This window comes from Streptomonospora litoralis (assembly GCF_004323735.1).
GTDB classification, from domain to species: Bacteria; Actinomycetota; Actinomycetes; order Streptosporangiales; family Streptosporangiaceae; genus Streptomonospora; species Streptomonospora litoralis.
Map to the genome: position 1 here is coordinate 4,181,762 of NZ_CP036455.1, position 12,216 is coordinate 4,193,977.

The 12,216-nt window shown below is 72.4% G+C and carries 9 protein-coding genes; 4 read left to right on the forward strand and 5 right to left on the reverse strand.

Annotated elements, in window-relative coordinates; all coding sequences use genetic code 11:
• Nucleotides 1-38: 38 nt before the first annotated feature.
• On the reverse strand, nt 39-194 hold the full coding sequence (locus EKD16_RS25440; protein ID WP_165498597.1) for a hypothetical protein: 156 nt from the start codon (nt 192-194) through the stop codon (nt 39-41).
• Between the two features lie 116 nt (nt 195-310).
• Entirely contained in the window at nt 311-949 is a 639-nt protein-coding gene (locus EKD16_RS17615) for a mycothiol-dependent nitroreductase Rv2466c family protein (RefSeq protein WP_207391333.1), read from the reverse strand.
• A 279-nt stretch (nt 950-1,228) separates the two neighbouring features.
• On the opposite strand from EKD16_RS17615, the gene pepN reads away from it, so the two are divergent.
• Nucleotides 1,229-3,775 carry an aminopeptidase N gene (gene pepN, locus EKD16_RS17620; RefSeq protein WP_131099387.1) on the forward strand — a complete coding sequence of 849 codons (2,547 nt, stop codon included), beginning with the start codon at nt 1,229-1,231 and terminating at the stop codon, nt 3,773-3,775.
• Between the two features lie 209 nt (nt 3,776-3,984).
• Here pepN and malQ read toward each other — a convergent pair whose 3' ends face one another.
• Nucleotides 3,985-6,042 (reverse strand): 4-alpha-glucanotransferase, encoded by a 2,058-nt coding sequence (malQ, locus tag EKD16_RS17625; RefSeq protein ID WP_131099388.1) that lies wholly within the window; start codon nt 6,040-6,042, stop codon nt 3,985-3,987.
• 149 nt (nt 6,043-6,191) lie between these two features.
• Between malQ and EKD16_RS17630 the strand changes: the two genes are divergently transcribed.
• Nucleotides 6,192-7,475 carry an MFS transporter gene (locus EKD16_RS17630; RefSeq protein ID WP_131099389.1) on the forward strand — a complete coding sequence of 428 codons (1,284 nt, stop codon included), beginning with the start codon at nt 6,192-6,194 and terminating at the stop codon, nt 7,473-7,475.
• On the opposite strand, the gene EKD16_RS17635 is transcribed toward EKD16_RS17630, so the two are convergent.
• Complete coding sequence (locus tag EKD16_RS17635) at nt 7,396-8,826, reverse strand: amidase (RefSeq protein ID WP_165498598.1); 1,431 nt, start codon at nt 8,824-8,826, stop codon at nt 7,396-7,398. The genes EKD16_RS17630 and EKD16_RS17635 overlap by 80 nt on opposite strands.
• A 207-nt stretch (nt 8,827-9,033) precedes the next feature.
• On the opposite strand from EKD16_RS17635, the gene EKD16_RS17640 reads away from it, so the two are divergent.
• Nucleotides 9,034-9,834, forward strand: a complete 801-nt coding sequence (locus tag EKD16_RS17640; RefSeq protein ID WP_242677026.1) for a nuclease-related domain-containing protein — start codon at nt 9,034-9,036, stop codon at nt 9,832-9,834.
• Nucleotides 9,835-10,136: 302 nt separating this feature from the next.
• Nucleotides 10,137-11,999 (forward strand): dihydroxy-acid dehydratase, encoded by a 1,863-nt coding sequence (ilvD, locus tag EKD16_RS17645; protein WP_131099391.1) that lies wholly within the window; start codon nt 10,137-10,139, stop codon nt 11,997-11,999.
• A 9-nt stretch (nt 12,000-12,008) separates the two neighbouring features.
• Here the strand turns inward: ilvD and EKD16_RS17650 are convergent, their stop codons facing one another.
• A complete protein-coding gene (locus EKD16_RS17650; protein WP_131099392.1) occupies nt 12,009-12,209 on the reverse strand; it encodes an FmdB family zinc ribbon protein in 201 nt (66 codons plus the stop codon).
• Between the last annotated feature and the right edge of the window lie 7 nt (nt 12,210-12,216).

A 12,216-nucleotide genomic window follows, 5' to 3' on the forward strand; every position in this document is an offset into this window, starting at 1 on the left:
ACTATTCCGCCGACCGGGGGCCGCGGGGATCGGCGTTATCACCAGTGCGGCGGCCGCTCCTCCAGCAGTCGGGCGGTGTTGTCGTCGGGCTCGTCGCCCCACCCGGGGCCGTACTCGTCCCGCGTGGTGTCGGGCAGGATGTCCGGCCCGTCGTCGTCCAGGTCCACCACGCGCTCGTCCTCGGGTGCGCTCATCGTCGAGGCCTCTCTGTCGGGTGCTGCAGGGGCGGCGCCCCGGGGCCGCCGGGGTCCGGCTGTCCGAAGGCCACCTGCCCGGCCCGCCGCCGCAGCGGGCCGGGCAGGGACGCGCCCTACTCCTCGGTGCCGAAGATCGGGTCGCGGGTGCGGCTGCGCTTGAGTTCGAAGAAGCCGTCGGTGCCGGCGACCAGGAGCACGCCGTCCCACAGCCGTGCGGCGGCCTCTCCCTTGGGCGCGGGGGTGACGACCGGGCCGAAGAAGGACACCCCTTCCACGGAGATCACCGGTGTGCCCACCTCGTAGCCCACGCGGTCCATGCCGTCGTGGTGGGAGCGGCGCAGCGCCTCGTCGTAGTCGGCGGACTCGGCCGCCTCGGCCAGGTCCTCGGGCAGGCCGGCCTCGGCCAGAGCTGCGCGGTAGGTCCCCTCCTCGCGCGGCTCCTTGCGGTGGTGGAACCGGGTGCCCAGCGCGGTGTAGAGCGGACCCAGCACCTCGCCGCCGAACCGCTGCTCCGCGGCGATCGCGATCCGCACCGGTCCCCATCCGGAATCGAGCAGCTTGCGGTACTCCTCGGGCAGATCGCGGCCCTCGTTGAGCACGCTCAGGCTCATCACGTGCCAGCGGGGGCGCACCGGCCGCACCTTCTCGACTTCGAGCAGCCACCGCGACGTCATCCACGCCCAGGGGCACAAGGGGTCGAACCAGAAGTCGACGGGCACCGTCTCGCCGCTCGCCCGCTCTTCGTCAGCCACAGGGGTCTCCTCGCACAGTCGTCGGCCTCGTCGTGGTGCCGGTCGCCTGCCCAGCGCCCGCCTGCGACACACCGCACGGGCGGCGCGCGGACGGCTCCGGCATCCAGGCCCAACCCCGGCCGCCGGTCCCGCATTCCCACGGGGTTCCGCATTCCCGCCGCGAGCGTGGCAGGATCGGACGCGGCAAGCAGCGCACCCCTCGATTGGCGTCGCAGGGCTGCAGCGGGGGAAACAGCGGATCCGGCCGGCGGGGGCTCCGGCGGCCTGAAGGGAGCGGATGTGGCGGGCAATCTGACGCGCGAGGAGGCACGGGAGCGGGCTCGCATCCTCAGCGTGGGCTCCTACACCGTGGAGCTCGACCTCACCGGCGGCGACCAGACCTTCGAGTCCCGCACGGTTGTCAGGTTCGACTGCGAAGAGCCGGGAGCCGACACCTTCATCGACCTGACCGCGCCGAGCGTGTCCTCGGTCGTGCTCAACGGCGAGGAGCTGGACCCGGCCGAGGTGTTCGACGGGGGCCGCATCGCACTGCGCGGCCTGCAGGCCCGCAACGAACTGCGGGTGCTGGCCGAGGCGGCCTTCATGCGCACCGGCGAGGGCCTGCACCGCTTCGTGGACCCGGTCGACGGCCGGACCTACCTTTACACGCAGTTCGAGACGTCCGACGCCCAGCGCATGTACGCCTGCTTCGACCAGCCGGACCTCAAGGCCTCCTTCGAACTGACCGTTTTCGCGCCGGCCGACTTCGAGGTGGTCTCCAACAGTGCCCCGGACGTCTCGGCCGCGGCGGTGGAGGACCCGGAGGGCCCCAAGTCGCGCTGGCACTTCCCCGCGACCGACCCGGTCTCGACTTACATCACGGCGCTGATCGCCGGCCCCTACCACGTCGTCCGCGACGAGCACGACGGCATCCCGCTCGGCGTCTACTGCCGGGCCTCGCTGGCGGAGTACCTCGACGCCGACGCGATCCTCGAAGTGACCAAGCAGGGCTTCGACTTCTACCACCGGCTGTTCGGACTGCGGTACCCCTTCGACAAGTACGACCAGCTCTTCGTACCGGAGTTCAATGCCGGCGCCATGGAGAACGCCGGAGCCGTGACCTTCCTGGAGGACTACGTCTTCCGCTCCCGGGTCACCGACGCCCGCTACGAGCGCCGCGCCGAGACCATCCTGCACGAGATGGCGCACATGTGGTTCGGCGACCTGGTGACCATGCGCTGGTGGGACGACCTGTGGCTGAACGAGTCGTTCGCGACCTTCGCCAGTGTCTACTGCCAGGTCAACGCCACCAAGTGGACCGAGGCCTGGACCACCTTCGCCAACGTGGAGAAGGCGTGGGCGCTGCGCCAGGACCAGCTGCCCTCCACCCACCCCATCGCCGCCGACATCCCCGACATGCAGGCGGTGGAGGTCAACTTCGACGGCATCACCTACGCCAAGGGCGCCTCGGTGCTCAAGCAGCTGGTGGCCTATGTCGGTGAGGACTCCTTCTTCGCCGGGGTGCGCGCCTACTTCGCCGAGCACGCCTGGGGCAACACCGAGCTGTCGGACCTGCTGCGCCACCTGGAGCAGGCGTCGGGCCGCGACCTGTCGAGCTGGTCGCGGGAGTGGCTGGAGACCGCCGGCGTCAACACCATGCGCCCGGAGTTCGAGGTCGACGCGGACGGCGCGTTCACCTCCTTCGCGGTGCGCCAGGAGGCCTCCGAGGAGTACCCGACGCTGCGCTCGCACCGGCTGGCGGTCGGGCTCTACGACCGCACCGAGCAGGGCGTGGTCCGCCGCGACCGAGTCGAGCTGGACGTCTCCGGCGAGCGCACCGAGGTGCCCGACCTCGTGGGCAAGGCCCGACCCGACCTGATCCTGGTCAACGACGACGACCTCACCTTCACCAAGATCCGGCTGGACGAGCGCTCCCTGCGCACCGTCGTCGAGAGCGCCGGCGAGATCACGGAGTCGCTGCCGCGCGCGTTGTGCTTCGCCGCGGCCTGGGACATGACCCGCGACGGCGAGATGGCCGCCCGCGACCACGTCCGGCTGGTGGTGTCGGGCATCGGCGGCGTCGGCGACGTGATGGTCGTGCAGACCCTGCTGCGCCAGGCCGTGGCGGCGCTGCACCAGTACACCGACCCCTCCTGGCGCGACAGCGGCTTCGACATGCTCGCCGGGCGCCTGCGCGATCTGCTCACCTCGGCCGAACCCGGCGGCGACCTGCAGCTGGCTTACGCCCACGGGTTCGCCGACGCGGCGGCAGGCGCCGAGCACCTGTCGCTGCTGCAAGGACTGCTGGACGGCGCGATCACGGTCGAGGGCCTGACGATCGATACCGACCTGCGCTGGACGCTGCTGCGCCGGCTGGTGACCGCGGGGCGGGCCGGCGAGAAGGAGATCGCCGCCGAGCTGGACCTCGACCCGACCGCGACCGGAGAGCGCCACGCCGCCGGCTGCCGCGCCGCGATCCCCGCCCCCGAGGCCAAGGCCCAGGCGTGGGACCGGATCCGCTCCGGCGAGATGGCCAACGCGGAGTTCCGCGCAACGCTGTCCGGGTTCACCGAGCCCTCGCAGCGCGAGCTGTACCGGCCCTACGTCGAGCGCTACTTCGCCCTGCTGGACCAGGCATGGCGGGAGTGGACCGGAGAGTTCGCCCAGACCTTCGCCGAGATGGCCTACCCCGGCCACCTCGTGGAGGAGGAGACCATCCGGCGCACCGAGGAGTACATCGAGAAGCAGCACCCGGCCCCGGCGCTGCGCCGCCTGCTCGTGGAGGGCGAGGCCGGCGTGCGGCGCGCGCTGAACGCCCAGGCCTGCGACGCGCGCGCGGCGGGATAGCCGACTTCGGGCGGGGCGCGCACAGGACTCCGCGCGCCCCGCCCGCTTGTGCGCGCGGGCGCCGGGCTCTGCAGAGACGCCTCGGCGGAGCCCGGCGCCGGTTCAGCGGGACCAGCCGGGTAACTCGGATCCGAAACGGAAGCCGCTTCGCGGCACCGCTCCGACCGCTCACACGAGGATGCCTGCGGATACCGGGTTCCAGTCCCGGGTCACGGGGACGACTCCAGGTAAAACGGTTCGATCAGCGGGCGCAGTGCGCGGCGGGCGTACTCGGCCAGGCGCGGGTCGGCCATCAGCTCGTCGAGGAGCACGGGTTCGCCTTCGGCGGTGGTCAGCGGGATCCGCCAGTTGGGGTAGGCGTCGCTGGTGCCGGGCTGGTTCTGCATCCGGCGGTCGCCGACCACGTCGGCCAGCGACACGCCGATCATGCGCGCGGGCGTGTCCACCAGGTAGGCGTGCAGCGCCGCGACCACGGCGCCCGGCTCCGAGAGCGGGTCCACGTCCGGGTCGAGCAGCCCCAGCTCCACCAGCCGCTCCCGCCAGGCGGCGACCTGCGCCTCCGCGTCGGCGCGCTCGGCGGCCGCGGACCGGTTCAGCAGCCCGAGGCGGTCGCGCAGCTCCACATGCTCGGCCGAGAGGTAGGAGGCGACCGGCGGCAGGTCGTGCGTGGCGACGGTGGCCAGGCAGTCGGAGCGCCACTCCTCGGGGCGGCGCGGGCTGCCGTCCTCCCTGCGCTCGAACCACAGCACGGAGGTTCCCAGCACGCCCCGTTCGCCGAGGTGGTCGCGGACCCAGGGCTCGACGGTGCCCAGGTCCTCGCCGATCACCGCCGCATCGAACTCGTGGGCGGCCAGCAGCAGACTGCCGACCATGCCCTCATGGTCGTATCGCACGTAGGTGCCCTGGTCCGGTGATGCGCCTTCGGGCACCCACCAGAGCCGGAACAGGCCCATGATGTGGTCCATACGCACGCCGCCGGCGTGCCGCAGCACCTGGCCGAGTACCTGCCGGAAGGGGGCGTACCCCTGCTGGGCCAGCCGGACCGGGTGCCAGGGCGGCTGGCCCCAGTCCTGGCCGCGCTGATTGAACTCGTCGGGCGGGGCACCGACGCTGACACCGGGGGCGATGGCGTCTGCGAACATCCACGCGTCGGCGCCGCCGGGCTGTACGCCCACGGCCAGATCGTGCACGATCCCCAGCGACATGCCGGCCGCGCGCGCTCCGGCCTGGGCGGCGGCGAGCTGGTCGTCCAGGATCCACTGCAGCCAGCGGTGGAACTCCACGCCGGGCCAGCGGCGCAGCGCTTCGGCGCCCACGGTGTGGGCCGCGACGTCGCGCAGCTCGATCGGCCAGGCGCGGTAGTCGCGGCCGTGCTCCTCGGCCAGCGCGCACCAGGTGGCGTACTCCACCAGGGTGGCGCCCTCACGGGAGAGATAGCTCTGGAAGGCGGCCTCGCGTGCGGGCGTGCGCGGCACCTGGAAGAGCGACATCAGCGCCGCCCGCTTGGCGTCCCAGACGGCATCGCGGTCGAGCAGGTCGGCGGTGCGGGCGTGCTCGCGCAGCGGGCGGGCCAGCCGCTGGACGGCCTCGCGCTGGGCCGGCTCCAGGGCCGCGTACTCCGGGATGTCCTCGATGCGGATGTTCAGCGGGCCGCTGTAGCGGCGGCTGACGGGCAGGTAGGGCGAGGGTTCGATGGGGCAGACCGGCTCGGTGGCGTGCAGTGGGTTGACCAGGGTGAAGTCGGCGCCGAGGTCGCGGGCGCTCCAGTCGGCCAACTCGGAGAGGTCGCGCAGGTCGCCCATCCCCCAGGAGGCGCGCGAGCGCAGTGAGTAGAGCTGGGCCATCAGGCCCCAGACCCGGCGCTCGCCCGGTCGGGGGTCGAGCCGGTCGGGCACCACGAGCAGCGGCGCCTGCTGGCGCACCGAGCCGTTCTCCACGTGCAGGGTGTGCCTGCCCATCGGCAGGTGGGGGCCCGGTTCGCTCCAGCCGCCGCCGGACTGCTCGACCCAGCACCGCGAGAGGTCGGGCAGGGGAAGCTGCGGCGCGCGTCCGGCGCGGGCGACCAGGCAGGGCGGCAGCAGGCGCGTGGCCTGGCGGGCCCAGTACTCCTCCAGGGCGGCGCGGGGCGAGGTGGCGTCCACGCCGAGGGATCCCAGCACGTGGCGCAGCGTGTCGACGGGCACGTGCACGCGGCGGCCGCGCCAATCCTCGTATGTCGTCGCGACGCCGTGTTCTTCGGCCAGCCGGGCCAGCTCCGCATCACTCACAGACAACGATAATGCCGCACCACGCGGATCCGTGGCGGCTGCGCCATGCCATCTCCCCTTTCCATGGGATGGAATGCGAAGTTAGCCGGAAAAGAGAACTACGTTCCTAATAGGGGCCGGATACCGGATTCCGTCGTACGATGCGGAGAATGCTGTCGTCCTACCGCCGCCTCTTCGCAATCCCCCATGTCCGCGGCCTGCTGTTCTGGTCGCTGTTCGCGCGGCTGCAGCAGGGGGGACTGCCGATCGCGGTGACATTCCTGGTGGCGGGCTGGACCGGCTCCTACGCCCTCGCCGGCCTGGTCTCGGGCGGGCTGACGGTGGGCACCGCCGTGGCCGGGCCCGTTCGCGGACGCCTGGCCGATCGCCGCTCCAAGGCGCGGCTGATGCTGAGCTCGGCCGCGGTCTACGGGGCCGGGCTGGCCGCCCTCGCACTGCTGCCGGCGGCACTGTGGTGGGCGGCCGTACCACTGGCGCTGGCCACCGGGCTGTTCATGCCGCCGGCCACCCAGATCGCCCGTTCGATCTGGCCGCGCCTCACCTCCGGGCCCACCCGCCAGACCATGTTCGCCGCCGAGGCCACGCTGCAGGAGCTGCTGTTCATCGGCGGCCCGCTACTGGCAGCGGCCGCGGTGGGCGCGGCCGGCAGCCGGGTGGGCGTCGCCGTCATGGCGGTGCTGCCGTGCGTCGGCGCCCTCGGTTTCGCCTGGAGCCTGCGGCGGGCGGGGCTGTCGGAGCCGCTGCCGCCCGAGGAGACGGCGCCCGGCTCAGGCGCCCCGGCGCGCCGCTCGCTGCTGCTCAATCCGCGGATCGCGCTCGTAGTGGCCATGACCGCGATGCTGGCCGCCGGGCTGGGCGCCGTCGACCTGACGGCGGTGGCCTGGGCGCGCGAACTGGGGTCGCCGGGCTATGCGGGCGCGCTGATGGCCGTCTACGCCGCGGGCTCGGGCGTGGGCGGCCTGGTCGCGGGCACCTTCACGGCGCCGCCGCGGCTGTCCCGCCGGGCGATCGCCACCGCGGCGGGCACCGTGCTGCTGGTCCCCCTGCTACCGCCGATCGTGCAGCTACCCTCTCCGTGGCTGGTCACGCCCGTGCTGTTCGCTGCAGGCCTGGCCATCGCCCCCACGATCGCCGCGATCACCGAGCGGCTGGGCGAGGTGGCGCCGCCGCACCGCCGGGGCGAGGCCTACGGGTGGTTCTCCTCGGCCATCACCGGCGGAATCTCCCTGGCAGCGCCCCTGACGGGCTGGCTGATCGACTTCGGCGGTGTCGCCGCGGGCGCGGCGGGTGCCGCTGCAGCGGCGGTACTGGCGGCCCTGGCCGCACTGCGCCTGGGATCGCCTGCGGCCGCACCTAAGCGGACCACAGCGGCGGCCGGCGCTCCGCCCACGGACGCGCCGCCTCCAGCTGAGCCGACAGCGAGAGGAGAGTAGGCTCGCCGCCCAGCCTCCCGCTGAGCATCACCCCGATCGGCAGGCCCTCCTCGCTCCAGTGCAGCGGAACGCTCACCGAGGGCTGCCCGGTGATGTTGAACAGGGAGGTGAAGGGGGTGAACTCCGTCATCCGCCGCAACTCCTCGGCCGGATCGCCGCCCGCGTCGAAGTGGCCCACCGGCGCGGGCGGGCGGGCCAGCGTCGGGGTCAGTACCGCGTCGTAGGGCATCAGCCGGGGCAGTACCGCGCGCACGGCGTTCTGCAGCCGCGCGGTGGCGCCCATGTAGGCGGCGATCGAGGAGGAGGCGGCGCGCTCGCGCAGCATGCGGGTGAGGGGGCGCAGCAGGTGCTCGTCGGCGGGATCGACCGGCTCCGACGCGGCCATCGCCGCCCACACCAGCTCGAACGACTCCATCAGGTCGTCGTCGACCGGCGGCTCGATGTCCTCGACGTCGTGGCCCAGCTCCCCCAGCAGCTCGGCGGCCTCCTCATAGGCGGCCGACACCTCGGGGGCGACCGTGGCGCCGGGGACGGGGGAGGCGCCGAAGCGCGCGATGCGCAGCCGCCCGGGGTCGCGCAGCGCACTGCCGAGGAAGGTCTCGCCGGTGGGCAGCGGGGGCGCGGTGAAGTAGTCGCCGGGGCGGTTCACCGAGATGATGTCGAGCACCAGCGCCGCGTCGGCGACGGTGCGCGCGATCGGGCCCGCCGTCGAAAGTCCGATGTAGTCGGGCCGGAAGGGGCCGGCGGTCACCCGCCCGCGGGTGGGCTTGATGCCGAAGACGCCGCATGCGCTGGCGGGGATGCGGATGGAGCCGCCGCCGTCGCCGGCGTGGGCGGCGGGCGCCAGCCCCGCGGCCACGGCCGCCGCGGCGCCGCCACTGGAGCCGCCGGCCGAGCGCGAAAGGTCCCAGGGGGTGCGGGCGGCAGGGGCGATGTCGTTCTCGGTGTGGCAGGGGCAGCCGAATTCGGGGGTGTTGGTCTTGCCGGTGACGACCGCGCCGGCGGCGCGCAACTCGGCGACGGCATCGGAGTCGGCTTCGGCGACGCGGTCGGCATGCACCGCCGAGCCCGCGGTGTAGCGCAGTCCTGCCACGGGTTCCAGGTCCTTGATCGGAATCGGAACGCCCAGCAGCGGCGGCGGCTCGCCCGGCGTGTCGGACAGCGCCGCTTCTTCCGCCTTCCGGGCCTGTTCGCGGGCGAATTCGTTCGCAACCGTTATGAAGGCCCCGAGTCGTCCGTCGATGCGCTCGATGCGGGAGAGGTAGTGCGCGGTGATCTCCACCGGGGAGATTTCGCGCCGGCGGACGGCCTCGGCCTGCTGGATCGCCGTCAGCTCGTGGATCTCGGCCATGGACGTTGATCGTAGTCCGGCACAGCCGGTGTCAGCACCGCCGGATCGGGGGATGCTTATGGGGGTGCCTCTCTAGAGAGCCGGGAAAGAGCTGTCTTCCCCCGGAGCAACCCTCCTGACACGTGAGAAAGCACCCGTTGGCGGGGAAGTAAAGTGTGAGATTCGATGTACTAGGACTCGCATATGGATCGAACTACTCTTTCCAGCGTGGAATCGGCAACCTCAGTCAACGGCGCCGCGCAGCAGAGCAGCTCCGGCTCGCCCTTCAGTAGTTCCCGAACGACGAGTTCCAGTGGCACCCAGGGCTCCAACGCCGCGGCCCGCAAGACTTACGGCGCGCTGGCCTCGCGATCGGCTCGGCGCCTGCTGCTCCGCGGAGGCGTCGTCGCCGTCGCGGGCGCGGCCGGCGGATTCCTCACCGGCGACTGGCGGATCGGCGCCACCTTCGCGGCAGCCGCGCTGATCGCCATGATCGTCTACTCCTCGCGGCGCCAGTCCGAGGTTCCGCGGTGGCGCCGGCCGTCGGCGGCGCAGCGCCGCACCGAGGCGCAACTGCGCGTGATGAAGCGGGTGGGATACCGCGTGCTGCACGCCCGCGGCATCCCCGGCGGCAACGGCCAGATCGACCACTTCGTCGTGGGCCGCCGCGGGGCGTTCGCCATCGACTCCGAGGCGTGGGACAAGCGCCTGCCGCTGCGCAACAAGCTCGAAAAGCTCTACCACGGCAAGTTCTCCCGCAACGAGCGGATCGACGAGGCCCTTGAAGAGGCGCGCGAAGCCGAGCGCCTGATCAGCGAGTACCTCGGGCGCGACGTCTCGGTGCGCCCGTCGCTGGCCATCTACGGCCCGGGACTGCCCTGGGACAGCCACAACCTGCGCGGTGTCGACGTGATCAGCGGCACCAAGGTCCGCAAGTGGCTGCGCACCGGAAAACCCCGCCAGCTGACCGACAAAGAGATCGAGGAGATCCACGACGCCGCGCAGCAGGTGCTGCCCGCCCGGTACTGAGGGCGCCGCTCGATCCTGCTCCGGCCCGGGGCGGGCGCCCCTCCCGCTCGCCGCCCACCGCCGTCGTCCGCCCGCGACCACCCTTCCAGCCGCACCGCGCCGGGGTCTCGCCCCGGCGCGGTGGAGCAGTACGGCGGGGTCGGCGCCCGGCCGCACGCCGGAGACCGCAGGCCGCACGCCTCATCGTCTCACCATCTGGACAATTAATCTTCGAGACCGAGACGTCACCGGTCCCTCGGCAGGGCTACCATCGGAGTGGAACACATGTCGTCCACGCCTCCCGGCGTCGATGGGAGCACCCCATGCCCGCGCTGCGCTCACGCACCGTCACCCACGGCAGGAACATGGCCGGAGCGCGCGCCCTCATGCGCGCGTCCGGAGTGGAACGCGAGGACTTCGGCAAGCCGATCGTCGCGATCGCCAACAGCTTCACGCAGTTCGTGCCGGGCCACGTCCACCTTCGCGAGGTCGCCGACGTCGTTTCCGGGGCCGTGCGCGAGGCGGGCGGGGTACCGCGGGAGTTCAACACGATCGCCGTCGACGACGGCATCGCCATGGGCCATGGCGGCATGCTCTACTCGCTGCCCAGCCGCGAGGTGATCGCCGACGCGGTCGAGTACATGGTCAACGCCCATTGCGCCGATGCCCTGGTCTGCGTGTCCAACTGCGACAAGATCACGCCGGGCATGCTGCTGGCGGCGATGCGGCTGAACGTGCCCACCGTCTTCGTCTCCGGCGGGCCGATGGAGGCCGGCAAGGCCACCGTGGTGAACGGCACCGCCGTCACCGAGCGCAAACTCGACCTGGTCGACGCGATGGTCGCCTCGGCCGACGAGAGCGTCTCGCAGTCCGAGCTGGACGAGCTGGAGGAGTCCGCCTGCCCCACCTGCGGCTCGTGCTCGGGCATGTTCACCGCCAACTCGATGAACTGCCTGACCGAGGCCATGGGGCTGGCGCTGCCGGGCAACGGCACGGTGCTGGCCACCCACGTCGCCCGCAAGCGGCTCTACGAGGACGCCGGGCGCAAGGTCGTCGAGGTCGCCCGCCGCTACTACGAGGATGACGACTCCTCGGTGCTGCCGCTGTCCATCGCGTCGCCGGCGGCCTTCGCCAACGCCATGGCGCTGGACGTCGCCATGGGGGGCTCGACCAACACCATCCTGCACCTGCTCGCGGCGGCCACCGAGGCGGGTGTGAAGTTCGGCCTGCCCGACATCGACCAGCTCTCCCGCGGTGTGCCCTGCCTGTGCAAGGTGGCGCCGAACTCCGACAAGTACCACATCGAGGACGTGCACCGGGCGGGCGGCATCCCGGCCATCATGGGCGCGCTCGCCCGCGGCGGGCTGCTGGACACCTCGGTGCCCACGGTCCACGGCGCCACGCTGGGCGAGTACCTCGCCAAGTGGGACATCGCCGCCGACACCTGCGACAACGACGCCCGCGAGCTGTTCTACGCCGCCCCCGGAGGCAAGCGCACGACCAAGGCGTACTCCCAGGACGTCCGCTGGGAGACCCTCGACACCGACCGCGAGGAGGGCTGCGTCCGCGAGGTCGCCCACGCCTACACCGCGGACGGCGGGCTGGCGGTCCTCTACGGCAACCTCGCGCCCGACGGCGCCATCGTGAAGACCGCCGGCGTCGAGGAGGAACTGCACACCTTCACCGGCCCGGCGAAGGTGTTCGAAAGCCAGGAAGAGGCCGTCGACGGCATCCTGAACAAGCGGGTGGAGCCGGGCGACGTCGTCGTCATCCGCTACGAGGGCCCCAAGGGCGGGCCCGGTATGCAGGAGATGCTCTACCCCACGAGCTTCCTCAAGGGCCGCGGGCTGGGCAAGGCGTGCGCGCTGATCACCGACGGCCGGTTCTCCGGCGGGACGTCGGGTCTGTCCATCGGCCACGCCTCGCCCGAGGCCGGCCAGGGCGGCGACATCGCTTTGGTGCACGACGGCGACACCGTGGCCATCGACATCCCCAACCGCTCGCTGCACCTGGAGGTCTCCGCGGAGGAGCTCGACGCCCGCCGCGAGCGGCTCATCGCCGAGCTGGGCGCGTTCCGGCCCCGCGATCGGGAGCGCCCGGTCACCCAGGCGCTGCGCGCCTACGCCGCGATGGCCACATCGGCCTCCACCGGGGCGGCACGCGACGTCACCCAGATCGAGCGCTAGAACGCGATCCTAGGAGCAGCAGCCCCCGCCGCAGCAACCGCCGGCTGCGGCGGGGGCCTCGGCGGTGTTGCCCACGGCGACAGTGGACAGCAGTTTCACGGTGTCGGCATGGCCGCGGGAGCACTCCGCGGGGCGGTCGGACTCCGCCATCGGGCGGGAGCGCTCGAAGGTCTCACCGCAGTCGCGGCAGCGGTACTCGTAGCGAGGCATGCGAACA